This is a genomic window from Bacteroides bouchesdurhonensis, from assembly GCF_900155865.1.
Taxonomy (GTDB): domain Bacteria; phylum Bacteroidota; class Bacteroidia; order Bacteroidales; family Bacteroidaceae; genus Bacteroides; species Bacteroides bouchesdurhonensis.
The window spans coordinates 4,179,885-4,205,707 of record NZ_LT707006.1; the positions used below are offsets into that span (position 1 = coordinate 4,179,885).

General features: G+C 39.5%; 27 protein-coding genes and 3 pseudogenes. 2 read left to right on the plus strand and 28 right to left on the minus strand.

Features of this window, described 5'->3' with window-relative positions; all coding sequences use genetic code 11:
* Positions 1-23: 23 nt before the first annotated feature.
* Both CZ225_RS18325 and CZ225_RS18330 read right to left on the minus strand, forming a co-directional pair.
* Positions 24-374, minus strand: a complete 351-nt coding sequence (locus tag CZ225_RS18325; RefSeq protein ID WP_077154931.1) for a hypothetical protein — start codon at positions 372-374, stop codon at positions 24-26.
* A gap of 6 nt (positions 375-380) precedes the next feature.
* Complete coding sequence (locus CZ225_RS18330; protein WP_077154932.1) at positions 381-896, minus strand: HU family DNA-binding protein; 516 nt, start codon at positions 894-896, stop codon at positions 381-383.
* A 506-nt stretch (positions 897-1,402) separates the two neighbouring features.
* On the opposite strand from CZ225_RS18330, the gene CZ225_RS18335 reads away from it, so the two are divergent.
* Positions 1,403-1,855: a cold-shock protein gene (locus CZ225_RS18335; protein ID WP_077154933.1), complete on the plus strand. Its 453-nt coding sequence runs from the start codon at positions 1,403-1,405 to the stop codon at positions 1,853-1,855.
* Between the two features lie 5 nt (positions 1,856-1,860).
* On the plus strand, positions 1,861-2,205 hold the full coding sequence (locus tag CZ225_RS18340) for an RNA recognition motif domain-containing protein (RefSeq protein WP_077154934.1): 345 nt from the start codon (positions 1,861-1,863) through the stop codon (positions 2,203-2,205).
* A gap of 97 nt (positions 2,206-2,302) precedes the next feature.
* Here CZ225_RS18340 and CZ225_RS23490 read toward each other — a convergent pair.
* From CZ225_RS23490 to CZ225_RS18465, 26 genes and pseudogenes are all read right to left on the minus strand, one after another.
* Positions 2,303-2,505 (minus strand): annotated as a pseudogene (locus tag CZ225_RS23490) (IS5/IS1182 family transposase); the annotation flags it as partial.
* Positions 2,506-2,982: 477 nt separating this feature from the next.
* A complete protein-coding gene (locus tag CZ225_RS18350; protein WP_077154936.1) occupies positions 2,983-3,618 on the minus strand; it encodes an RloB family protein in 636 nt (211 codons plus the stop codon).
* A gap of 3 nt (positions 3,619-3,621) precedes the next feature.
* The gene (locus tag CZ225_RS18355) at positions 3,622-4,842 is read right to left on the minus strand and encodes an AAA family ATPase (RefSeq protein WP_077154937.1); all 1,221 of its coding nucleotides are present in this window, start codon (positions 4,840-4,842) and stop codon (positions 3,622-3,624) included.
* Positions 4,843-5,096: 254 nt separating this feature from the next.
* Positions 5,097-5,479 (minus strand): annotated as a pseudogene (locus tag CZ225_RS18360) (helix-turn-helix domain-containing protein).
* The gene (locus tag CZ225_RS18365) at positions 5,476-7,491 is read right to left on the minus strand and encodes a toprim domain-containing protein (protein ID WP_234983075.1); all 2,016 of its coding nucleotides are present in this window, start codon (positions 7,489-7,491) and stop codon (positions 5,476-5,478) included. Before CZ225_RS18365 ends, CZ225_RS18360 begins: the two are co-directional and overlap by 4 nt.
* 103 nt (positions 7,492-7,594) lie before the next feature.
* Positions 7,595-8,623, minus strand: a complete 1,029-nt coding sequence (locus CZ225_RS18370) for a tyrosine-type recombinase/integrase (protein WP_077154939.1) — start codon at positions 8,621-8,623, stop codon at positions 7,595-7,597.
* Complete coding sequence (locus CZ225_RS18375) at positions 8,613-9,638, minus strand: tyrosine-type recombinase/integrase (protein ID WP_077154940.1); 1,026 nt, start codon at positions 9,636-9,638, stop codon at positions 8,613-8,615. The genes CZ225_RS18370 and CZ225_RS18375 overlap by 11 nt, the downstream gene beginning before the upstream one ends.
* The gene (locus CZ225_RS18380) at positions 9,625-10,893 is read right to left on the minus strand and encodes a site-specific integrase (protein ID WP_083714667.1); all 1,269 of its coding nucleotides are present in this window, start codon (positions 10,891-10,893) and stop codon (positions 9,625-9,627) included. Before CZ225_RS18380 ends, CZ225_RS18375 begins: the two co-directional genes overlap by 14 nt.
* Before the next feature lie 241 nt (positions 10,894-11,134).
* Positions 11,135-11,317 (minus strand): annotated as a pseudogene (locus CZ225_RS24495) (hypothetical protein); the annotation flags it as partial.
* A 176-nt stretch (positions 11,318-11,493) separates the two neighbouring features.
* A complete protein-coding gene (locus CZ225_RS18390) occupies positions 11,494-12,780 on the minus strand; it encodes a DegT/DnrJ/EryC1/StrS family aminotransferase (RefSeq protein ID WP_077154942.1) in 1,287 nt (428 codons plus the stop codon).
* Positions 12,781-12,809: 29 nt separating this feature from the next.
* On the minus strand, positions 12,810-13,463 hold the full coding sequence (locus CZ225_RS18395) for a sugar transferase (RefSeq protein WP_077154943.1): 654 nt from the start codon (positions 13,461-13,463) through the stop codon (positions 12,810-12,812).
* An 81-nt stretch (positions 13,464-13,544) separates the two neighbouring features.
* The gene (locus CZ225_RS18400; RefSeq protein ID WP_129585830.1) at positions 13,545-14,009 is read right to left on the minus strand and encodes a hypothetical protein; all 465 of its coding nucleotides are present in this window, start codon (positions 14,007-14,009) and stop codon (positions 13,545-13,547) included.
* 372 nt (positions 14,010-14,381) lie between these two features.
* Positions 14,382-14,558: a hypothetical protein gene (locus tag CZ225_RS23735; protein WP_159441787.1), complete on the minus strand. Its 177-nt coding sequence runs from the start codon at positions 14,556-14,558 to the stop codon at positions 14,382-14,384.
* A gap of 67 nt (positions 14,559-14,625) precedes the next feature.
* The gene (locus tag CZ225_RS18410) at positions 14,626-15,459 is read right to left on the minus strand and encodes a LicD family protein (protein ID WP_077154946.1); all 834 of its coding nucleotides are present in this window, start codon (positions 15,457-15,459) and stop codon (positions 14,626-14,628) included.
* Positions 15,456-16,127 carry a ribulose-phosphate 3-epimerase gene (locus CZ225_RS18415; RefSeq protein WP_077155884.1) on the minus strand — a complete coding sequence of 224 codons (672 nt, stop codon included), beginning with the start codon at positions 16,125-16,127 and terminating at the stop codon, positions 15,456-15,458. The genes CZ225_RS18410 and CZ225_RS18415 overlap by 4 nt, the downstream gene beginning before the upstream one ends.
* 15 nt (positions 16,128-16,142) lie before the next feature.
* Positions 16,143-17,159 carry a galactitol-1-phosphate 5-dehydrogenase gene (locus CZ225_RS18420; protein WP_077154947.1) on the minus strand — a complete coding sequence of 339 codons (1,017 nt, stop codon included), beginning with the start codon at positions 17,157-17,159 and terminating at the stop codon, positions 16,143-16,145.
* Positions 17,160-17,164: 5 nt separating this feature from the next.
* Positions 17,165-17,860 (minus strand): IspD/TarI family cytidylyltransferase, encoded by a 696-nt coding sequence (locus CZ225_RS18425; protein ID WP_077154948.1) that lies wholly within the window; start codon positions 17,858-17,860, stop codon positions 17,165-17,167.
* Positions 17,861-17,879: 19 nt separating this feature from the next.
* Positions 17,880-18,692, minus strand: coding sequence for a glycosyltransferase (locus tag CZ225_RS18430; RefSeq protein WP_077154949.1), 813 nt, complete (start codon positions 18,690-18,692; stop codon positions 17,880-17,882).
* 124 nt (positions 18,693-18,816) lie between these two features.
* Complete coding sequence (locus CZ225_RS23950) at positions 18,817-19,086, minus strand: glycosyltransferase family protein (protein ID WP_200800554.1); 270 nt, start codon at positions 19,084-19,086, stop codon at positions 18,817-18,819.
* Positions 19,087-19,193: 107 nt separating this feature from the next.
* Positions 19,194-19,550: a glycosyltransferase gene (locus tag CZ225_RS23955; RefSeq protein ID WP_200800555.1), complete on the minus strand. Its 357-nt coding sequence runs from the start codon at positions 19,548-19,550 to the stop codon at positions 19,194-19,196.
* 13 nt (positions 19,551-19,563) lie between these two features.
* On the minus strand, positions 19,564-20,637 hold the full coding sequence (locus CZ225_RS18440; RefSeq protein WP_077154950.1) for a glycosyltransferase: 1,074 nt from the start codon (positions 20,635-20,637) through the stop codon (positions 19,564-19,566).
* On the minus strand, positions 20,637-21,221 hold the full coding sequence (locus CZ225_RS24730; RefSeq protein ID WP_083714669.1) for a serine acetyltransferase: 585 nt from the start codon (positions 21,219-21,221) through the stop codon (positions 20,637-20,639). The genes CZ225_RS18440 and CZ225_RS24730 overlap by 1 nt, the downstream gene beginning before the upstream one ends.
* Positions 21,218-22,258, minus strand: a complete 1,041-nt coding sequence (locus CZ225_RS18450; protein WP_077154951.1) for an EpsG family protein — start codon at positions 22,256-22,258, stop codon at positions 21,218-21,220. Before CZ225_RS18450 ends, CZ225_RS24730 begins: the two co-directional genes overlap by 4 nt.
* An 18-nt stretch (positions 22,259-22,276) precedes the next feature.
* Positions 22,277-23,236: a glycosyltransferase family 2 protein gene (locus CZ225_RS18455; RefSeq protein ID WP_077154952.1), complete on the minus strand. Its 960-nt coding sequence runs from the start codon at positions 23,234-23,236 to the stop codon at positions 22,277-22,279.
* A 7-nt stretch (positions 23,237-23,243) separates the two neighbouring features.
* Positions 23,244-24,770, minus strand: coding sequence for a lipopolysaccharide biosynthesis protein (locus CZ225_RS18460; protein ID WP_077154953.1), 1,527 nt, complete (start codon positions 24,768-24,770; stop codon positions 23,244-23,246).
* Position 24,771: 1 nt separating this feature from the next.
* The gene (locus CZ225_RS18465; RefSeq protein ID WP_077154954.1) at positions 24,772-25,662 is read right to left on the minus strand and encodes a LicD family protein; all 891 of its coding nucleotides are present in this window, start codon (positions 25,660-25,662) and stop codon (positions 24,772-24,774) included.
* Positions 25,663-25,823 lie beyond the last annotated feature (161 nt).

The window sequence follows — 25,823 nt, forward strand, 5'->3', positions numbered from 1 at the left end:
TTGTCATTAATCAATTAATCTTTTTAGTAATCAGAGGGAGGGATGCGCTTTGCGCACCCCCTGATTTCACACCTCTTCACTTCAAATTCTTTCCGAATCAGCTCCACTTCATGACACTTATGTATCCAGTTTATTTTATCTTCCTGTTCTTTACGAAGTTCAGCATAGAGTCCATCTATTTTTTCATCCCTTTGAGTCAGACGTTCTTCCAGCCAGTCCACCTTTTTACGGCGGTTTTCCTCTTCCAGACTACAAACAGTCGCCTCTTCCCTCCGGGCATCCGTCTTACGGCAAGTGATGTATCGCACCATCCACTTTATTGCTTCCAAGCCACCTATAGCGGTAATAAAAGCCAGAATTGTAGTGATTTGCATTGCATATTAAAGTGTCGGATCCGGTGACTCACCACCATCTCCCGGATCACCTTTATCTCCGGAATCATCGATATCAGGATTATTTCCGTTTCCATCCGAATCCTTATTAATGTGATCCAAATCCTTAAACTTCAAACCGTTTGTACGAACAGTTCCTCCTGTCTGCAACCGGATATCTGAGTTGGCACGGAAACAGATACGCAGTCCCGAAATATCAGCTACAGTAAAATCCTCTGCGGTTTCTGCCCCTTTACTTTGGGCAGATAAATAAAAATAGCCCAGTCCGCTGATATTTACCGACCGTCCCGCAAGCAAAGTCTTTCGCAATAAAGTACGAAAATCTTTGAGCACACTAATCGTCTCTCCCTCGCTCACACCGGAGGTTGAAGAAATCTCATTTGCAAATTCATCCAGTGTAGCACTGTTATCATACTGATAAGAGATTACCGGATATACTTTCTTCCCTGCAGCTTTGTCTGTAGGATCACACAGACGTTCTACTCTTCTAAATCGAATTGCCATAAATTTTCCTTTCTTTAATTTTAATGAATACAGTTATTTATTACTTCGCTAACGTTAACGATGCAAAGATGTGGTATATTCATCGGTCATGAAACGACAAGACCATATCTGCTCCGGAAAGCATCCTAAAGAGGAAATAATCCCTAAAAACAGGAGTTTTAGAACAATTAAGCGACAGAGAAACAAGGGAAGGAGTAATGTTTTCTTCTATTAAGATTTCAAGTCCTATCCTAATAAAAGACGAAAACTATCACGTTATTGCAAGATTTTAAAATATAATACCTATATTTGCTCGGTAAACAATTAGGTTTATTCTGATTTTTCTTTGTCTGTGTTTGATTCCGTGCTATTTTGTAGTGGGCTTTCTCATTTTCAAGATTGATCTCATTATTAGTCCTTTTTGTCTGGAGAATATCCATTTTGAACATTGATTAATTGGTATATGAAAATTGATGAAGGCATCAATAGCGAAATATACTATTTAATTATATAAATCACAATTATATATGGTAAAAAAAGTAACATCAACTAAAAGAGATCGGGAAAAAGCGAAGCAAAGTAAGAGAGAAGAAAAGCAAAAGAAAAAAGAAGAACGTCTTAATAATGGGAGTCGCAGCTTTGAAGAAATGCTTGCATATGTAGACGAAAATGGAGTACTTCATTCAACGCCTCAGGAAAAGCCCAGAGAGGAAATTGACGCCAGTGAGATTGCAGTTTCTGTTTCCAAACAAGAAGCAATGGAAGCTCCACTTCCCCTTAGCGGACGGATTGATCATTTTAATGAATCCAGAGGTTATGGTTTTGTGAAGGACGCAGAAAACGGTGAAAAATATTTCTTTCACATTAGCTCAGCTCCTGAAGACATTGCAGAAGGAGATATGGTAACATTTGAAATAGAACGTGGTACGCGGGGAATGAACGCCGTGCGCATCTCAATTATTAATAAAGTAAATAAATAGAAAAAATGAACATTTATGTTGCAAATTTAAGCTGGGGTACAACATCCGACAGCTTGCAGGAATTATTCTCACAGTTTGGCGAAGTTACAACAGCCAATATCATTACTGACAGAGAAACGGGGCGTTCACGCGGATTCGGTTTCGTTGATATGCCGAACGATGAAGAAGGCCAAAAAGCTATTAACGAACTGAATGAAACTGAGTTTGAAGGCAAAACTATCGCAGTAAGCGTAGCACGTCCGAGAACTGAAAGACCTTCAGGTGGTCGTGGCGGTTACGGTGGCGGCAATCGCGGTGGCGGCTATGGCGGTGGAAACCGTGGTGGTGGCTATGGTGGCGGAAGATATTAATTTCCGGATTATATAGAGTATATATCAATAAAAGGAGGTGTGTCGTCACGGCACATCTCCTTTTTTATCTTAAAATAGTCGTTCCTCTTTTTTTTGTCTATGCGACTATTTTTTCAGTAATTAGGTAATAAGGCTTAATATTCGTCGTATGTTGATTCACACTTGGTCTGATAAAGATAAATATAGCGTGTCATTCTTTCCCTTTCCCGCTTTTAGCAGTTTTGCACACATCTTTTTGATATTAAAGGCTATGACAAAGAAGGCAAAGTCCATTGTAACCTTGTCTTCTTTTAAGTATTGGGTATTATTCAAATCTTCATTAATAATTTTATCTTCTATTGATTCATGTTCAAATGGTGAAACTATATAATAAAAACGATCTGCAAATTTATTATTTTGAATGCTATTATTTATAATTTTTCTATGTGCTCTATACAAAACACTTTTAACATCTTCATTTTGAGATCTATAAAAACCAATCCCATATTGGTAGTTATCGGCATTGCCAACTTTCGATACTCCTAAAATATTCTGTCTAACATGTAATTTCATTCGCTTCAATCTTATTAATTCAGCCAATATGTCTATATCAAAAAAATTTAGTAAGGTTACAAGTTCATTTTCATGAACGAGAACATTTACCTCACCGTAGAAGAGCATAGTATCAATCAAAAAAGCAATATCTATTTTTTGCTCATTACCATTGTTTGATTTTATACAAATTTTATCGAACATAAGATTTTAGATTATTATAAATGGAACTTAATAACAATTTAATCACACAAATTTATTTAATTCTTCCACAAGCTTATAAACAGTAGTAGAAGACTCTTGTTGTGCTGGGTTATTCCCATCAAATTGTTTCATGATAATTTTAGCATGATTAATAGCTTGTTCTTGTTTAAGGAATAAAGCATTAAACATTTTAGAGCTTACACCCGACTTCTTTGTATAAGCAAATCCGAGCAAAGTACTCAACATTTTTTCATATCTAGAACGATGCAAAGCCCCTTGATACAGATTAAAGTGAAGTAAGAACCAAAATTCAAAGGCCTGATTACTATAAGCCACTTCAAAACCATTTTGGCGTGCTAATAGGATAGCAGAGTTAAAGTCATTTTCAGGAAAGTCATCTTTGTCAAAAACCACCCAATTCTGATTATATGTTCTTCCTTTTTGCCTTTCCTGCTCTTTTATATTGATAGCTTTCTGTACTAATGTTAATGTTCCCATGCCTTGACCGATAGCTTTCACATTGGCAGAAGTCAAGCGGAAAGCATTAAAATAGTCCGGTTCAGTATTAACCCCTTCGCAAATAATCAGAAATGTTTGTTTCACTTCACGTACACCACTGATACGGGTTATCTTTCTTTCGATACGCGGATTTATATTTTTCCTTTTTGTAGCCGCCATAGTTTATTTTTCTTGCGTATTAAACAAACGGGTTAAGTCTCCGACAATTGGAATAGCACCGTACTTCCCGGATAAGTAATCTTTTTCAAACGAAGCATCATTACGAACTTTATACTCAGCTAATGAATAAAGTTCAGTCGCCCCATAACGGTCTTTTTGTGTGAACCAAATCTGATCCCGTCGGAATGTATTAGCACTTAACAAATTTGTATCGTGAGTAGTAAAAATCAATTGAGCATTTTTCGGATTTGTTTCTTTTGAATTAAACAAGGCAATAATTCTACACGTAAGAAGTGGATGCATCTTAGAATCAAATTCATCTATAATCAGACGCTTTCCATTATCCAAAGCATCAATAATAGGATACGCCAAAGAAAAATACTTAATTGTACCTTCCGATTCATTTTTCCTGAATGGAAAAGTAATAGCTTTGACTTCATTACCTTCATCATCGTACTGCGTATGCGTACTGACAATAGTATTATCAATTTTTTCAATATTCTCAATACCTAAATCAGCATAGCGTGAAAACTCTACAATTCTCCGTTTCATTCTGATGTCATCCAGTTGGATGGTGGCGGTATTCCATATCTTCTCATCATTAGAACCAGAAATAATAGTGGTATCGTTTAACCATTTCATTATCTCTACTGCTGTCGGATCATTGAATTGTGCCGCAACAGAAAGTAATAATGCATTTGCTCTCACCATTCGTTTGCCTGCAAGTTCTTTACCAACGACAAACTTGGTATGAATATCGAAGCTATCTTTTTCCCGATAGAATAGTTCCACCTCCTTAGCTCTCTTTTTATTAGCTTTTTGATAGAGCCATTCCGAATGTACCAAAAAATTATCAGCTTCAAATCCATAACGATATTGATTATCTCCATCACAGAATATGGCTTCAAAATAACTTGGTTCACCCGCAGTAAGCGAATTTAACCGAAAACTTTCTATATTGACACGTTCTCCTGCTTGAATATCCTTTGATGAATTTATCACATACCATTTAAAGAACTCAAAAGCCTTAATGAAATTGGATTTACCGGATGCATTGGCACCGTAAACAACTGCACTCTTCATTAACGATAATCCGGCAGTCCCTACACTAAAAATTATATCTTCAGCCGGAACCTGTACTTCTTTCAAAGCCGACGCCGCTAATGACAATGTAGATTGTTCTTTGAAAGATAGAAAATTTCCTATTGTAAATTGAATAACCATATTTTAATTGCTTTATTCGAGAATTTATCACAAATATAGCTTTTATTTTTCAGAAAAGGACACCTGTCAGATGAATTATATTATTTTATGCCTAATAACATGTATTCCTACTTTCATTTTCAAATTTTCGGCAGTATTTACCTGTTACTGCCAAAACTTTGAAAAAATATCCCGTCCTATCATTACGACAGTACGGGATACACACACAACGTCAGGTTATCGGCTAAATCTGCTTAAATGGAAATCATAACAACCTAAATATCTTCTGTTACTTCGTTCTCATCATCGGACAACATACCATCCTCTGTACGTTCATTTTCCTTACATTCCTTCGTTTTGCCTTTCCCTACATTCTCCCCGTCGAAATACCGCCGTATAAACTCATGCAAGTCCTTCTCCCTATAATACGTCTTATGCAGATCGTGTGATACTTCAACCCATTATCCCTGTACCGTTGCAACGTCCGTTTACTGATGTTCAGCAGCAGGCAAACGTCCTGGTTATTGTACAGCCGTTCCCCGTTCAGGAAATTTTGCGGTTTCTTGTCCTTCTTGTCCAGTGCGCCTACGACCTTTTCCACTTGTTCGAGCAACCGTTCCATATACGCCTCGAATGTTTCTTTATCCAATGGTATCATAAGCCTGCCTGTTTTAAATTTCCGATGATATAATAACTTTGGTTCGACGGGTCTTTCAGTATGATTTCCTTCTCCCGCATGAACTTGATATAACTTTTTGCTATGCGTTCTTTCACGTCCGGTATCGCTTGAATTTGTTCCGCCAAATCCACATAAGTAATAAAGTCCTGCCGTCCGAAAATATCCCGTGCCACTGCCACGAGTTCATCCTCTTTCCGCTTCTCCTTTTCCTCTTTCGGCTTTTCCCCCAGATACACGTGCATCCTGACATCTTTATCCCATACAAACTGCATGATAGGCACATCCAACGGACTGCCGTCACGCACTTTCAGCACTTTCACCACCGACACCGACGGATCAGTATCTTTCTCTATCGAGAGGATAGCCGCCGCCTTTCGTTGCAACTCACTGCCCAAATGCCCCCGCAATTTCAGCCCCGAAGGAATAAAATGCAGGATAGTAACGATACAAATATTGTAAATCCCCGCCAGCCGATACAATTCCTCCACCACAGCAATACTTTCCGTTTCATCATTCGCACCCTTTATCAAGTCCGCAATCCCGTCGATCACCACCATGTGAATCCCCCGGAACTGGTAATGAAACTTATCCATGCTTTGGATAATCGCCTGCAAGCGTTCTTTCCGGCTCATTCCCGTCAGGCAATACGCTTTCAGGTATTCCGGCATCGTTTCCCGTCCGCAACGCCTTAAAAGGGTTGTAATGTTCTTGTACGTCTGCACCTCCGACTGTTCCGTATCATAGAACAGAATCGCCTTCCGCTTGCTGTTTTCACAGACCGACACTCCCAACGTATCCATCACCTTATCCTTATTATTGTCGGATTGTCCGATGGCACCGGCTATCAATGCCGTCACATAATTACTTTTTCCGGTTCCCTCACCACCGGTAATACAGAGGATATTTCCTTGCGTGCCTAATAGCACATCATTCACCGACACAACCATTTGTGCCACGGGCGGCGGATTATTAAAATCCACCTCACAAGATTTCAGAGCAGACATAGTTTCGCTGTATATTGTATCCAGATAATCCAGAAATAATTTAATCAAATCTTCCCGGCTATTTCCCAAACGGAAAAAGTCCGAAATATCCTTTTCCACCTTCGTTCCCGCCAGTGACAGCAACAATCGTTTCACCCCGTAGTTCTTCAACGCCAGTTCTTGTTTTGCCAAACTGTCCAGCCCCACTTTATCCACATCATAGAGCAGGACAATATGCTTGAACCGGAAAGAGAGCCTATGAATAATTCCTACGGGAATAGTCACCGTTTCCGAATTGAAGCATATAGCATGGAACCCGTGAACCGTCAGACTCATCACATCCTTTTCACCACCCGTAATAAAGAGCAAATCTCCTTTAGCAGGCAACTGCTCCAACCCGAAGCAATAATTCTCCCCAAAATCCCCGGCATATAAAAAACGCATCTCCGAGTGCGGGCGGTACACCTTCACATACTGTTTCGCCGTATATCCGAACACCGGTTCTTTATCCGTCGCCGCAATGCTGAACGGTTTCCCTTCGTTATTCTCACTGCTGAACTTCTTCAGCGAAACCACCCGAAACAATTTCAGTATCTCTTGCGTGATACCGCTTTCTCCCAAAAAGGCAAGTTCCACAGCCGTAAAGTTCTTTTGTGCCAACGTGTAAGGTCTTGCTTTCTTCCTTTTCGGTACATGCGTAATTTCCACTTTCACCGAAACAGGTTTAGTAGAAGAATTTCTCATTTCAGGCTTGTCAGATAGCCCCAAGCGCATATCTCGGTTAATAATAGCCAGTATTTCTACAAAGTCTTTAGGCTCTTTACAATTCAGCCCGTTTAGCTTGCCGACCAAGGCAAAACAATCCCCTGAATAATCATCATTCCCAAAATCCTTCATTTTGTACATTCCGTTTCTTCGGTCAAAATACACATTACACGAAGCCTTGCTATCTTTGTACAGCGGATTTAAGAAATTACGCCCGAGTTTAAAAGAAAAAGGAATATTCACAAGTAAATTCTTATCCAAAGTAGCTCCAAAAGCAGTTTTAAAAGTACCTGATAAACAGCTGTTTGCTCCATTTACTTTTAAAAACTGCTTTTGATAATAACTCTTAGCTTAGACTTTTCAGGAAGGCTTTTAGTTTCGGGTCCCTCTCCCAAGTGTTGACATTTGGTAATGTAATTCCTATATCTTTATAAGCTTTCTCAAGTGCTTCCCGTTTTGCTTCAGAGTCTGCTCTGGCATAAATTTCAGTCGTTGTAACGGATACATGGCCCAACAGGTCTCGGATATAGACAAGATTGACTCCTGCTTGTAAAAGGTGCATCGCCTTTGAGTGTCTCAGCATATGTGGGCTTACTATTTCCGGGACTAAATCCGGATTCTTTATTCTTGCCTGTCGGGCATATCTTTTCAGTATATATGTAATACCCGGATTGGTAAGCGTTGTTCCCCGGGAGTTACAGAAGAGCGGTGCTTTGTTCCTCACCAGATTATCAAGTCCCGTTTCTTTGATATAACCGGTCAGTAACCCCACCATGTCATGATCCAACGGTACAATACGTGTTTTAGCTCCCTTACCGAACAATTCTATAGTTGCCGGTTTATTCAATCGCAGCGACAAGGGGGTGAGATTGATAACTTCCTGCACCCGGGCCCCCGTATTATAGAGAAGAGACAGTAGTGTAAGATGTCGACGGCCTTGGCAGGTGTCTTGGGGTATTTCTTCCAATATGGCTTTGATACCTTCAATACTAAGATGCTTGATTACATCCTGCTTTTCCTTCTTGAATCTGAGAGTTAAAACATTCTTCCATTGCTGTAAGTGCATCGGGTCTTCTCTCATCATATATCTGTAAAATGAACGTATTGCAGCCAGACGGGTGTTTCTTGTAGCGGATGAAGATAACCTGTGTATTTCCAGCCAATCCAGAAAACCAGCTATGCGCTCCTTATCCAGGTGCTCAAAGCAGATTCTCTCCGGTATAATACTGCAAGCTGTTTCTAAATACTGAAGCAACAGCATAAATGTATCTCTGTAAGATCGCATTGTCTGCCGGCTCACACCTACTTCACGGACTAGATAGCGCGTGAAAAAGTCCTGTAGGCATACGGCAAAGTCCTTGTATTCAGCCTTCATCCTCTATCAGGTTACTTACCGGATAAGCATCCGTGATAACGCGCCGTATCCCGGATGACAATCCTGCCTGTTGGTTAATGACCTCGGGATATGCCTCCTGAGTCAGTCGCAGATAGTGTTCTGTGGCATATACATCCATATGTCCCATAAACTTTGACAGGACAGGCAAACATGTGTACAGGTCTACTCCCTGAGCTGTCATTTTCATCATGGCATGTATGCAAGCCGTGTGGCGCAAGTCATGCACCCGGGGACCTGCAAAATGTCCTTTATATGGTATGCCCGCTTTCCTCAGCAGCTGCTTGAACCAACGTTCGACAGCACTGCAAGTACCCTGTGTCCCTTTGTTTGAGACAAAGAAAAAGGCATCCTTTTCTGCTGCATTCCGGCATCTTAACTTGTTGCGATAACTCACATATTGCTCAAGGACAGCCAGCAGGGACTGATTGACGGGCACTATACGTTGATGGCGGTTCTTGGTGTTATTGAGTATAATCTGCCTATGTTCAAAGTCTATATCTTGATTTCGCAGGGATAGTGCTTCCCCTAAACGTATGCCTGTGCTATAAAGCAAGCGCAGGATAGCCGGCATTGAAAACATGAAGTTCTTACTGGTCAGAGAACGCATTATTTGCTGCTCGGACGCTTTAAACAGCAGTCGTATTTCCTTGTGCGTAAATATATAAGGGATGAACTTATGCTCATTCTCTCTTGGTAAGGCCGGGATAAACACCGGCTTGCCTATTCGGGACAGATATATCATTAGCTGACGATAAGCGGCGGCTTTTGCATAAATGGTCTTGCGGCTCAGATTGTCATGGTCCAGGGAGTCAAACCATTTTTCATAAGCCTCTTTCTTTAAATCGGTTATGCCGATGCCATTAGCTGCCCAATATCTGTCTAATTCTCCCAATGTATAAAAGAGGGACAGGGAAGAAAAGCCATGCAATGTCTTTTCATGTCGTAGACGGACGATATATTCCGCCAACAGGCTGTAGTATTCATCCGATGACATAGAACAGCCCTCCTTTTTGATTATAAAAGTCCTCACATACAGGCGGTACATCCAAAGTACAACCAAGCAATAATTTAAGATTTACATTCAAGTATGCCATCGTAGGTTCAATTGAGGAGTGACCCAGTACGCCGGATATAGTATGGATATCCACGCCCTGATTCATAAGGGTTGTGGCCAAACTATGGCGCAGGCTATGAGGACCATGATGACGGGCGCGACAATCCAAACCGGCTTCCCTCATGGTATCAGATACTACAGACGTCAGTTTCGCGGCTGTCATCGGACGGGGCTTTCCACCTTGCCTGCAATATCCAAGAAATATGAACTTGGATTTGCTCTTTGGACGCCCGTGGACAATATAGTCTACCAAAGCCTCGCCAACACAACCTAAAAGAGGCAATACAACCTGTTTACCGGTCTTTTGCTGTATGATTGTAATCAGGTTGTTGTCCCAGTCGATGTCTGAAAATTGCAAATTTGTGACATCTGAACGTCGCAGACCAAGACGGGTTGAGAGAAGAATCATTGCGTAGTTCCGTTTACCTATCGGCCCGGTACGGTCTATTGCCTGCTCCAGCTTTAGTATCTCATCCTTATCAAAGTATGAGAGTAAAGGAACTCTGCGGGTACGCTGTGTTACACCTTCAAAGGCCAAACTCAAATCTGTCGTTATAAAGCCGCCTTCATGCAGATAACGCATGAACAGTTTTACAGGATAGCACTTGGCATATCTGTTTTTCCCCGTAGAATCAACATAGGCGACAATATCGTCCCAACAAAGGGTAGACAATGATTTGTCTGCCATATGCTGAAACTCACAAAAACGGCTTATATACAGGAGATGGGAGTCGATGGTAGCAGGTGTTAAAGGAGAGCGGTTTAGCAACTGATCGGTATACTGCCGGGCTATCGCACCTATATCACCACTGAACAAACGTGTCACGCGCTTGGGTTTGTTCCGAAAAAAGTTATCCAGGGCGTCCGCTAACGATGCGTTGAGAATTTCTATTCCACGACAATTGCGCTGATAACGACGGTAAGAGACACCTTTATCCAAATTTGCGACACTCAGAAATGCAATGCCGACATCCGAGGAATACGTCTCGATGGACCTGAACTCCATAAAAGACGTTAATTGTAACAGACTGCTCATTATGCGAGTGAAAGTGTCACCCGATAATTCATAGGAAGATAAGGACTTACGAACAAAGGGGACAAGTAAGTTGCGAGTGATGATTTTGGTTGGTTCCATAATAGATTTGTATTATAGGAAAGAGACAGTGCTGTCCATAATACAAATCTAAAGAATGGTAAATGAAATTAAAGATATTATCAAAACTTTATTATCAAAAGATGCATTGAAAATCAATAAATTATAGGTATGGATAGAATATTACTTTGGATAAGAATTTACTTGTGAATACTCCTTTTATCAAAAGCTTTTGATAAGATCTAAAGGAGAAGACAGACGGCACGGACTCCGAGGTTGGACACGAGGGAAAAACATCCAACTGAACTTCCACTATTTTTCTGCGGGTATCCTTGTACCATTTATGAAAAATGTTGTAAGGGACGTTATTCTTTAAACAGAATGAATGAAGAGACATTCCATGAGGAACGACCTCTGTTTGGTACTGAAAATAAAATCTTTCAAGATATTCGCTACTATACGTAATTGTTAAACACCAACATCCAACAAAGATATAGATATCATTTTGGAGCCCTAATTTGAGGGCTTACGTACTTCGGAATACAGAGTCAGCAACTGAAAGAAAAAAAGGAAAATAAATCTAACAAGCAAAATGTTTCAGATTCATTTCCCAAATATTATTATCTCCATTAAGGAAGTTGCTTACTTTACGATAGCTTCTTTGATACAATCCACAGTGTAACGAACATCATCATCTGTTACATAAGGACCTGCAGGTAGGCAGAAGCCAACCCTAAAGATCTCTTCGGATACACCATTCACGTAAGCAACAGCATCTGCATACACTGGCTGCTTGTGCATTGGCTTCCATACTGGACGGCACTCAACCTTCTTCTGGAGCATGAACACACGCAGAGCCTCCACATTCTCATTAGGCTGACAGTCGGTTACAGCACTATCCACAGCCTTGATGACACCAGCAGCACCACCTACGGCAGTCTTGATAACCTCCTTGTAAGCGTTCTCCTGACCCTGAATCTTCACATCTGCATCCAGCGTAGCAGCACACAGCCAAAAGTTAGCATCGTAGCGAGGATCAGCAGGCTGCTCGTGAAGGGTTACCCCATCCACATCCTTCAGCAATTCCTTGTAGAGCTCCTGAACGTGCTTATGGTGGGCAATATGAACATCAAGAACAGTCATCTGACCACGACCGATACCTGCACATACATTACTCATACGATAGTTGTAACCAATCTCTGTATGCTGATAGTAAGGATAAGCATCACGAGCTTGAGTAGCATGCCACATCACATTGCTGGCATCTTCATCATTACGACATATCAAAGCACCACCACCAGAGGTTGTGATCATCTTGTTACCATTGAAAGAAAGTACGCCGAAGCGTCCGAACGTACCCAGCACCTGACCATCAAAGCGCGATCCCATACCCTCAGCAGCATCCTCAATCACAGGAATGCCATACTTGTCTGCAATTGCCATGATGCGCTCACAGTCGTAAGGCATACCATAGAGTGCCACAGGGATGATAGCCTTTGGATACTTGCCAGTCTTCTCCTTACGGTCAACGATAGCCTTCTCTAGCAGCTCTGGATCCATGTTCCATGTCGTACGCTCCGAGTCGATGAACACAGGTTTCGCTCCTAAGTAAGTGCTAGGATGCGAAGAAGCACAGAAAGTGAATGACTGCACACACACCTCATCACCCGGCTTCACGCCACAGGCAATCAATGCCAAATGCACAGCAGCAGTACCTGCAGAGAGGCATACTACCTTACGGTCCAACTTACTACCATCGCTATTGTTGTTAGCGAAGTCTGCCAGATTCTGCTCAAACGCATTCACATTAGGTCCCATTGGCACCACCCAGTTGGTATCGAATGCCTCTTTTACATATTTCTGTTCATACCCCGCCTCACTCATGTGAGCAAGACAGAGGTAAATCGTTTTTCTTTCTTCAGTTGCCATATATCTTATATTTTATTCGTTCATACCTTTTATAACTCCTCGCCAGCAAATTTCACCTTAAATCCTAAAACTGTTGCAAAAATCATTTCTATATCCTTAATGAAAGAATAATGACGATAATAATAACAGTTCAGACGAACTTTGTCTGGATAGATTACATTGTCATTGTACTCTGTTGCTATCTCCTGCATAGGACGAGTGTCACCTTCTGCCTGTTTCTTTGCCACATACTCAGAGATCATCTCGTCTTCAAGTCGGTATTTGAGCGTTGCAGGACCTGTTATACCTGGGCGAAGTTTCAGGACATCACGGTCTTCGCCTACGAGCTTATCTGCATATCCAGGAACATCCGGACGAGGACCAACAAAGGACATGTTTCCAATCAGTACATCCCAGAGACCTGGAAGTTCATCAAACTTATAATGGCGGAGAGTTGCACCAAACGGAGTAATGCGGCTATCTCCAGCCACGCTTACCGTAGAACCATTGTGATTTACTGTCATAGTTCGGAACTTATGGCATGGAAACAACTTTCCCCCCTTACCCACCCGCTTCTGCACAAAGAAAGCCGGTCCCCCAGGCATCTTCACCTTCACCATGATAACCACAACAATCAATATAGGCCAAAGAAACAGCAAGCCTATCAAAGCGACCGACCGATCAAAAATCCATTTAAGTATCATAATAATCTAAATGTTGTACCTTTGTCTAGTTATTCGCATCCATATTTCTAATCTCAATCGAGCAAAGGGCATCACCAGAGTTCATAAGGCATCAAAGCGAATCATTCTTAACTTGCGACTCCACTTACGCCAGAAGCACCCTATGAAAGTTTCTCCCTTCACATTATTGCGCACATCATACTGTCCGTGATTGCCTCCGTTTTCAATATCCTCCAAAAGTTTTAAGCCCTCTTCTTTATCAGCCTCACAAATCAGATATAAACTATTTTTTTGATTCGTGTTTGTGTCGAGATGATCATTAATAGAACTATTTGCAAGTAATTCATGAGCATTTCTGTTTCCATCAAACACTACTTGTAAGACATATTGTGTAGCTCCCACAAAACGCATCAAGTCCATCCTTTTGAATAACTTCAACACCTCCTTTACACTCTCCGGTTGCTGCTTAATACACACCTTTTGAGCAAAATACAAATCCATTAACTGACGTAATCCCACGCCTTCATACACATAATGACCAAACACATACAATAACTGGTGTACCAACTGAAAATCCACTGTTGGGACCCCCCATTGCCCATTTGTCTATCACATTCCTTTACAAAATAAGAATCCAGCACCCGATCAAACTTTCTGCTGCCTCTCTTTACAGGAATCCAATGTGCTTCCACATCAACATCTTTGAACACATGCCAATGAATATGCTTCTGGTCAAGGTCATTAGCAGGAGCTTGCTTTATCACATAGTCCAACACATTCTCGTGACCACTTGTCAACCATATATCAATATCCCCAGACTGACGATAAGGAGCTAATTCTTTAATAGAGCCCCCCCTTCAAAACACAAGACTGAAAACTATCAACCGTCAACTTAGCCTGCAGTTCCAAGCAAAGAGCATTCATCACTTCATTGCATTGCTATATCTGATTCGCTAAGGCAAACCACTGCATCTTCAGTTCTACCGGTATGTTGCCAGTTTGCTTCTGCTTACTCAACATATCAACAGCAACAAAGCAAACACCCACCAGCACCTGCTTCTGAGCCATAGCAAAAGCATCTGCCACTCCTCTGCAGAAAGGGTTTGTGACAAACATATGCAATTCCCGACAGCAATCTGTATCAGTTCAAAAAATAGGGATTCCAATTGGAAATTATAATACATCAATTATTCGATAAATCAACATATGACTTATTTAGATCACAACTTACAAAATCATGAGCTGTAACCTGTTTCTCGTTTGGGGGAAGCTCTTCCCAGTTACCATATATATGCTGTAAGTAAGAGACTGAATCTTCAGGAATAAAAACTTTCATATCTTCAAAGTCAGCCTCCTTTGCCTTGCCGAACCACTTCAATGGAACAACTTCGCCATCAAATTTTGTTCCTAGTAAATTTCCGCCATACTGGTATAAATCAAAATCATGCACCGCACACATATTATCGATTTTTATGCGAAGGTCACGAGAGCTAAACAAGAACTCAGGTAACAAGTGTGTACACTGAATGAAAGCATTCTTCCAAAAATTTCTTCCTTCACGAGTACAAGTAACCATAGCCTCGTGGAATACCAAACGCCATTTTATAGGGCTATATGCATTCTTGGCTTCCTCTTTTTTATTGCAAAGTCCATCAATAGGGAAAATATCAATATATAATCCTCGTTTGACAGTTCTTCGTCTTTGCTCCACCAAGGTAGTTCGCGTATCATACAATTTTCCCATAGAATAGCAAAAATCCTTTTCTGTTGAATAGATTGTTTCGTACTGATAACGCCCCTGACGCCCATTCATCAGTTTCATAAATAACTCATAGTCCTTTCTAGGCATACCAACATCAAGATCGTCATCCCAAGGGATAAAACCTTTATGACGCAAGGTACCCAACAATGTACCACCAATAGCATAATATCTCAGTTCATTCTGACGACAGAATGCATCAAACCATTTGAATATTTCAAGAAGGTTTTTCTGTATAGGATTCAGTTCCTCAATCATTTGATATACTCTCTAAAATTAATAATATTCTCCTCGTACTTCTTCACGTCACCCTTGAAGATGGCAGACGTGCCGCATACAAACATATTGGCACCGATAGCGCGTAATTTTTTTGCATTCTCTGGAGTAATGTTACCATCCACTTCAACAATGATATCCTCACGTCCTGCGTCTTTCAACAATTTTATCACTTTCTCTGCCTTTCGCAAGGTAGAAGGTACAATTTTTTGACCTGCGAAACCCGGATTAACCATAAGAAGGTTAATGCCATCAATGTAATCCAATACCTCTTCAAGTGCATTTACAGGAGTAGCAGGATTAATAGCCAAGAATCGCTTACAACCATAAGGCTGTAACCAATCTAACACTCGCTGAACTTGGAAACTGCTCTCGTAGTGAATACTTACGATATCTGTCTCCTTGATGCCAATCCACTGAAGTTTATATTCTGGGTCTTTTATCATCAGATGAAGATCCAACGAAATATATGTCAATTTCCGAAGACCTCGAACGTAATCTACTCCAAGTCCGAAATTTGGGACAAAGTTACCATCCATCATGTCGATGTGAAGACGTTCAACACCGTTCTTCTCAAAAATGTCTATAGTCTCACGTAAATCAACAAGATCAGAACACATCATTGATGCCGAAATTTCACTTTTATGCATATCCATTATATTTTATTAATTATTCCACGTTGTCATTACCTTACAATAAGGCTCAGCGTGTTCCTGCATCAGTTTCAAACCGTCCATCAGGTTATCCTGCTTAAATACATGTGAAATTAATGGTTCTACATTGATTTCGTTGTTAGCAATAGCTGCTACTGCCTCCGTCCAATCAGAAGAATTAGTGCCATCGTAAGCCGAGTTCCAAGTGCCCTTTAATACGAGCTGCTTGCGGAGAATACGCCAATAAAGGTCCTGAGAGAAATTGATGTCGCCAGAAGGGTTTCCCATCAGTAGTACAGTTCCTCCTGGGATCGCACCACTTACAGCCATCTCTACTGCCGAAGGAGTTCCAACAGCCTCAAGAACGAAATCATACTGACTAATCTCATCCTTATTACTGCAGATAGCATACTCCAAACCGCATTTCTCTACTAACTCGCGTTTAGTTTCGTTTCGACCAATAACAGTCACCTTTCTGGCACCAAATTTATAAGCCCATTGTCCAGTGCTAATGCCTATCATGCCAGTACCGATAATAGCCACATTATCATTTTTTTTTACGCCACCAATTTTAATAGCATGAAGTGCAACAGAAAGCGGTTCCAGCATTGCAGCTGAAGTGAAAGAGATTGTCTCTGGAAGTTCTAGCAAATTCCAGATAGGTACGGCTACATATTCTGCATAACCGCCATCGCGACGAGAGCCGACATAGTCATAGTTAGCACACATCTCGTAATGCTTTTCAGCACACTGAGGACATTCACGGCAAGGAATCAAAGGGAAGACACCCACCTTCTTGCCTACAAAGACCGCATCCTTCTCATCACCTACCGAATAAACTTCTCCAGAGAATTCGTGTCCTAGGATAGTAGGAAAATGATAGGTCCCCTTTGTGAATACACGAGCAATATCAGAACTGCAGATACCTGCTGCTTTAACTTTAATAATCGCCCAACCTTTAGGGCACTCTGGTATATTAATCTCATCATAGTGGAGATCATTAACCGCATGAAGTACGTATGCTTTCATATTGATTACGCTTTTTTGATTATTGCTTCAAAACTCGACAAATCCTCTGGAGTAGTAATCTTAAAGTTCATTGGGTCACCTTCAACCATTTTGCAATCAAGTCCAGCCTTGAATGCAATCTCGGTGCTGCCATTGATCTTCAGAAGTTCCTCTCTTGGCATCTCATCATGAACGTTGATGTACTTACCGAATCGGAATGCCTCAGGAGCCTGCCCCCCCCAAAGATGACTACGATTAAGAAGCGACTGGATATGCTTACCATCTTCACTTAAATAGGTAGTATCCTTGACAGGATTCACAGGCATGATACCATCTGCCTCTTTGCAACCATTGTAGCAACGATTGATAAGGTCGTTACTTACCAAAGGACGAGCTGCATCATGAATGAGTACGATATCTTCATCTGCAAAACCACTCTTACGCACCACTTTTAGCGCGTTGTAAATAGAGTACTGACGGGTCTCTCCTGGTTGAGCATAGTAGATAGGCTTAAGAGGATTGAGCTTAGCAACATACTCCATCACAAAATCTTTCCACTCGTCAGCCACACCGATAACGATGGCATTCGTCATTTCGTTGTCCAAGAAAGTCTTAAGGCAATAGTTTATCACCGGCTGGTCATTGACCAGGACGTATTGTTTAGGGAGATTGAGACCCATACGTGAGCCTACGCCTCCGGAGAGTATTATAGCTATATTCATAGTAGTTGTTATTTTAACATTATCTCAATATTTTATAAGCAAATTTCAAAATCCAACTTGGCGAAATCATAAGCAGGTACATCGCATAGGCATACACATAAGCCATAGCACCATAACCGAGATCCTTGGCAATCATTTTACGGAGCTGCAACTGACTCTCTGCAAACGTATGTCCATTGCGTCTCTGCTTGAACATACTGTCTGTCATACGGAAATTCAACAGCACATCCGGCAAGTTAGCAATCACGCATCCATGCTTGTACCCCTCATGCCAAAGGCGAGTATCCTCATTGCGCTCGAAGTCGGTAGGATATGCCCAACCAGCCTTCTCAAAAAAACTTCTTCGGAACATCACGGTTGGATGTGCTACAGGATTACGTTTTGCAAAGAACGCGCGACATGCATCAGGTTCGCAAGGATATCGAGTCACCTTACCACGGTCGTTACCATTCTCGTCAATCTCGTTGATGGCTCCACCTACCACATCCACCTTCGGATGCGCCTCTAGAAAAGCAACCTGCTTCTCGAATCGATCGTGCACTGAGATATCATCTGCATCCATGCGGGCGATATAATCTGCATCTTTGCATTGCATTAACATTTGGTTGAGTGCAAAAGCCAAACCATGATTTTGCAAACTGTTAATCACCTCAAATCTTTCATCAGTATAAGAATTTATTACATTCCATAGCATATCTGATATTGGACCATCCACAAAAAGTAGTAACTTAAAGTCACCATATGATTGGGAAAATATACTATCTAATGCATCTTTTAGATGATTAGCCTTATCATTCTTGTATACAGATTCTAATATATATAGTCTTTGCATATCAATCGAATTTATCAGACTGATGCACAAGCCTCTTTTATTTTACTTACGCGCAAAGGTACGAAACACCCATCCGCGAATTCGATTTGGCAAGAGTACTTGAACTATCAGCCGCTTTGCAACATTAATCAAATACCCATCCTGCCAATCGCATGATTATCAAGCATATACTTCTGTAGACGTGCTTCACTCTTGAAATACTCCATACCTCCTCTACGTTGATACATTTCCTTACCAGCTCTAACGTTAACAAGTTTTTTTCAACATTATGAAATTTGTATCCGCTCAGAGCCATACGTATCCATAGGAAATAGTCCTCATTGCAATACCAATGCTGATAGCCACCTACGCTCATTACATCCTTCTTTTTGAACATTACGGTCATCTGATTCATTGGGCAACGACTTTTCATATACTATTTAATTTCTTTATCATAGACAGGTACAACACGCGAACAAACTACATTATCTACGCAGTCGATAAATTCATTTATTTGCCCTCCTACAACGCTAACCTCTGGTGTGAAGAGAGTACTTCTAACTCATCCTCAAAACGTGTTGGGACTGCAATATCATCCGCATCCATGATGGCGCATAAATCGTTCTTTGCAGCCTTGATACCAGTTTGAGGTGCAATAGCATGACCTTGGTTCACTTGAAGACGTACAACATTCATAATACCGATCTTCTGTTTCATCACCGAGATGGTATTATCCAAATCTGATGGGATGGAACCATCCACCACAAGTACGATTTCCTTAGGCCATGTCTGATTGTATATGCTCATTACTGCTTTTTCAAATTCTTGTGGTCTGTCGTTCTTGTAGACCGACAGACAGACGGAAAAATTACTGCTCATTACAACCATATTGTTATTGCTTTTCAGATATTCTGTTCATCAGATCTATATGCATTTGAGCTATCCGTTTCCAGTTATAATTAGCTGATAGATTGTATGCAGCTTCATGATGCATACAATAATGATTATTTAAATCAGCAACTGCCTCTTTTATTTTTTCTGCAACAGAATGAGCATCAAATTCAGCCTTCCATCCAGCTCCTACATATCGAAGATCATCTGCCATATTTGTTCCAGGAGTTAGGATGCACGGCACTCCATAAGAAATAGCTTCAAGTACTCCCATAGGCATACCTTCAAAACGACTGGTGAGTACGAACGCATCAGCTTCTCTTAGTACTTTACACTTATCTTCCCCATATACTCCTCCTCTATATGCTGCAATGCCGTCTAATTCCGGAAGTCGATCTTTTAGATATTGCAGATCCACATCGTTTTCGTTGGCATAGAAACTAACCCTCACCTCGTAGAATTTCTGAGCCTTCAATATTCCTAATGCATCCAACAACACATCTACCCCCTTATGGAATTTATCAATTCGCCCAAGGTAAACAATATTCACAGGAGTATGAATACCAATCGAATCAATATTGAACTCCCCCTCATCGCATCCATTTGGAATAATAACATTATTTTTGTTATTTTTTGCAGAGAGACATAATTCTTCCTCCGTCTTACTCAAGTAAATAACAGCAGATGCATTCTTCATAAATCGATTAAACATAAGAACATTTGCCCCCCATTTTTTTATGGTAGATCGCTTTCTATTCTCTTTGGAATCAGCACCATGCATCATAATAGCATATGGGATATCATTAGTCTTAAGAACTCTTGCAAAACCAATATAGGGCATTATCCATATCGAATGAAAGAGAACTGCATCCGGTCTCCATTCTCTGATAAAATTCTCCAGATCTGCTTTTTCATAACATGTCATTATATCAAGGTGTTTGTACGCAATATTTTCCGTTACATTTACTATGCGTACTTCATGCCCCAAAGATGTTTGTTCGGTTAGCAAACGCTCTATCACAGTTCCAATACCTGTGGCACGACGTCCAAAGTCTGATATGTGAAGTATTCTCATTAGTCTGTATATTTAATAATTCTTGCGGGATTACCAACTACAATTGCATTGCTAGGAACGTCTTTCACCACAACACTTCCAGCACCAATCGTTACGTTATTTCCAATAGTAATATTACCAATAATGACTACATTAGCTCCTATTGTAACATTATCACCAATGAATGGTCTTTCTGATGGACGTGTATCAAGCTTATTTCCTATAGTTGTATTCTGCCGACAGGAGAAATTGATTCCAATCTTATTCGCATTTAGGTAAGTGGATGTCGGATGAATACAGAAAACGCCTCCACCCACCTTGCCAGATGTAATACAAAAACTGCTGTCTCCTCTCCATAACCAACTTAACAAAATAGATATTTTTCCAATTCTATAGTAGAATAGTGTTCTATAGAATTTGTCAAGTAATAGTACATAAACCAATGCATTGATCCTAGTAAAGGAAGCACTTCGGAAGCCCATATCCTTTTCGATATCCTTTAATATTTCCTCTTTATTAGGACTCAGCATGCATAATATTGCATGTGGCCACATTAGTAGCCATGAAATAACAAAGACTATTTTCGTTGCGATTGTTTTCATCATACTCCTAGTATAGTTGAATGATAAGGAACGATTCCACTAGTTTTATTGTACACAAATACAAACCAAAAGAAAAAAATCGCAAATACGACATAGGCAAATCTACAAACATTATTTTTTTGCAATACTTGAGGCATGTAAATGAGCATAAGCATATCTAGCATAATTGCAATACGGTAAATATAAGGAGCTATAGTACTTGAACCAATAGCAATCAAGGTTAGAAAGGATAGTATTAGATAAACTGAATAATTATCAATATATTTTTTATATCTTTTTGCCCAAAATACCAAAAGGAAGTTTAATAGCATCTCAACTACATAGCAAGATTGATATACTACCCTTCCCTTATCCATATACGTTCCTTGATAATAATCCAAAGAACTATCAAATAAAGGTATTATCCTTGGCAGAAATAGAACAAATAATAAGACAAAAACAGCAATTGCTTTTTTATTAGCTAGATTTCTAAATTGAATAAAAAGAACTATAGGCAAAAAACATATAGATATATAATGATTTAGGAAAGCAATTAAGACGAACAAGTATGTTTTTATGTACTCTTTTCTCAAAAGAAAATGAAGAGCCAATACTAGGAATGCAGTTGCTATTGATTGTCTCATAATATTAAAAGCATACGGACAAAATAGCATATAGAATATAAACATTACCAAAACTGGTGAAGCTTCATTTCTATTCTTTATCGCAACGTAATAGACAGGTAGAATTGATAATACTGCGGATGTAAAGTACAATCCTATTAAAGAAAGATTATTGTGAGAACATACATATAATAATGTCGCAAAAAGAGGTTCAATACGTGTTGCCAACAAGTAATCTAAAAGACTGTTTGCTGAATAACTCCAATCATACATATCCGCATAATGAGGCGTATCAGTACCCACATTCTGGTCTCTAAGAGACATAATCAAAATAGGACCTGTCAATGCAAAAAAATGCAGAATATACGAGTTAGTTTTCTTTCCCGCAAAATGAACAAATATGATAGAAATAATAAATATTGTAATATAAAAAATCATATAAAATCTTGCTTATGATTATTTATGCATAAAAAGATATACTGTAATCAAGACATGCCTTATTTTTCTTCCTATACTTATCCTTGAATGTTTAAGAAATTTCCAATTGTATTGGTCGTAGTGTTTACGCCAAATTTGTCTTACCTCTTTGTTTCTGATAAACGGTAATAAAGTATTGGATGAACGATAGTACAACCATTCCAACCCTTCTAGTATTTTGTGATCTTTGATTGACTCTTCTTTCAATGCTTCAGAAAGCACTCTGACGTTTGCATCTGATTGTCTAAATTTACTAACAACAGACTCGAGCGTAACTGTTCTTACAATTGATGCGGGATTTTCAAAGTAAAAATATAAGGGTTTAGGAACAAGTGCAATCTGCTTACACTTTATTGTGTATTGTAACGATAGCACCATGTCTTCGCCCATATTACATACAGGGTCTTGTTTTATTGATGTGCAGATATCTCTACGCACCATACGATTCCATACAGGCCATTCTGATCGTTGATAGAATAATTCTTGAAGATACTCATCCTTATTAGTTGATATACATCCTTTCTTCTCTACTAAAAGTTGTTTTCCATCATGGCAAGCATAATTACATAGTACGCAATCTGCATCTTCTCGAATAGCAGTCTCGTACATATGTAGATAAGCATCTTTATCTACCCAATCATCACTATCACAATGAATGACAAAATCTCCGGTGGCCAACTGGATCCCATGTCTACGAACAGCGGCTAACCCGCTGTTCATAGACATCCTCTCAGTTCGTATCACATGATTCATCTCCGCGAAGCAGAGTCGATATTTTTCAATTTCTTGGGCTAATATCTCCATTGAACTATCGGGGGTACAATCGTCCACAAAGATAAATTCGATATCATCCAAGGTCTGCTCGAAGAGACTCCTAGCACAACGAGCTATATATTTCTCCACTCCATATACAGGAACAATGACCGATAGTTTTGGCATAATTATATTATTTTCCGAGTATTTTTTTTACAATTGGAAAAGAATATACCATATTTCTTTCACTTTTACTCAAACCAACGAAGAAACATAATACAGTTGTAATAGCCATAGAAAGTAGCGTCTGCAATATTGCATTAGTCCAATTCGCCTCAAATACTCGTGTCAAATATATTGGTAGAGGAAGCGAGAGTACAGTTACACATATAACCGGAAGGACAACTTTTGAAAAGTATGCATGCAAATCTAGATTTATAAGGTTCCTCATATACAGAGTTCTGGCAGTAGCGCACGTCAAATTAAGCAATGCATTACTAATTAACACCCATTCACCTGCTACACCAAATTTCAACATAAAGTATGAAATTGGAATAAATAAGAATACAAGGGTTGATATCATAATCTGATGATATTTTAATCTACCCGTAGCATGAACAGAGGTTACCAAAGGCTCCTGTATAGCATCAATGAGATAATATAAGATAATGGAAATAATGTATATTTGAGCCATCTCTGGATATTCCCCCAACCAAATTTTTAGCCAAAATTTGATATTACATGCAACAGGTATACTTATAATAAGCAAAAGAAAATAGGCCATTTTGGATGTAGAGAATATCACTCTCATGAAATAATCATATTCCTTTGAGGCCCATGACATTATAAGTTGTGGACGAAAAGCCTGTGTAAAATTTGTAACAAAGGTATTCAAAGCTCCTACCACTTGATTAGCAATCCCCATAGCTGCATTGGCTAATACACCAAGGAAGAGATTGAAGAAAATATTAATACACTGACTACGGGTAATACATGCAGCATTAACCAAAAGACTCCACCCTGAATAAGATGCAAACTGTCTCAAAATACGAATATCCCAATACTTCGTGTATCTAATCTCCTTAAATATGTAATGACAAAATATAACATAAAATAGGAATAATGAAAAATACACTAACATTGTCAAGCCTCCATAGACAATTAATTTGTCTAAAGGTATTACAAGCAGCAGATACACTATACCTAAACGTAAAAAAACCTCTGCTACACTAGTAATAGCGTAGAAGTCCATACGCTCATGAGCTAAGATATTTGACTCAAATGGCGTACGAATGACTGAAATACAGAATGTAAGAAGAGAAAACTGAAATGCCCAATTAGCTGCATATAGTCGTTCTGGCACCACATTCATTTTACAGTTTATAAACCAAATACCACCTATTTCCATTAATAGAAAAAGTACTAATGCCATCAGCATATGAGTATTTATGGCCATAGAATAGGTCTTTCCAAGACTATCCGTATTTCCTGCGCCTAAGTCATATGTAAAATAACGAAAGGTAGCATTACGAAGTGCTGCTTGTAGGAAACTCAAGAATACTACAACACTACCAACAACATTGTAGATGCCAAAATCCTCAATACCTAACACTTGAAGAACCACACGAGACGTATATAGCGACACCGCCATAACGAGGATCATGCGGATATACAGATATATGGTATTTTTTGCAACCTGCTTTGATTTATTATCAGACATATTAGATTACAGTATGTTCTCCGATTGCGATTCGTTTATTAACCTCCTCTAACGTAAGACCTTCTTTAAGATTAAGATAGTAGTGATAGTGCATTGACACCTGTTTATCGGCTGAAGGTGGTGTCATATAATCACCAAACAATTGCGTAAGGTACTTTTCAATATCTGTTGACACATATATACTGGTGTTTTCGAAAGATACTTTCTTAAATGAAGAGAACCATTCTTTTGGAAAAAGCTCCTTTTCTATTTTATAGAAGGTGTGATGATTAAATACCCTGTTGCTTTTTTCTTTTTTCCAGTCCTGATCGTAGTTAAAGAATGCTTCTCTACGTTTTTTAGTTTCCTTCTTTCTCCCGAACAACATAGATAGTCCTGATTTAAATTCTTCAAAGCGTCCCTTAAGAAGGTTCTTTATAAAGTATTCAAAGGTAAAATGACGGAAGGACTGTTGGTATCTCATGAATAGATAGTCATACTTTTGCTTACGTGTTCTAATCTCTTCAAAAGAACCTGCGACCTCGTCTAATATAAAGATGTCTATATAGGCACCACTTACACAAGACCCAAAGGATTTCAATTCAACAAGAGTCGTGGTCGTATCATAAAATTTGGCGAATGGATAAATGTAGTTCTCGTCTTCTGGTGTTGCAATCGCATACTTCGAACCAATAAGTTTGTTTTTTATCTGTAGCAGTTTGTCATAATCTTGACGTAGCATACATACATCTATATCGTCATCCCATGGTATAATGCCTTTATGACGAAGGGCTCCTATAGCAGTTCCACCAGCAGCGGTATAGTGAAGATTGTTATTTTCACAAAATTCAGTAAACGCATCAAGTGTCTCTATCAGTTTCTTCTTATATAATTCAGTAACTTTAGGATCCATTGAGTATAATATTTAAAGAATGAGTATAATATTTTTAAAAAAATGTGCTTCACTGCGTGTTATGTTGTATTTTGTGCGGAGTAATCATTGAACCTGTATATCCACACATCCTATATGTTATTTGCCTTATTCACTCTGATAAATGCACACTTTACTACAAA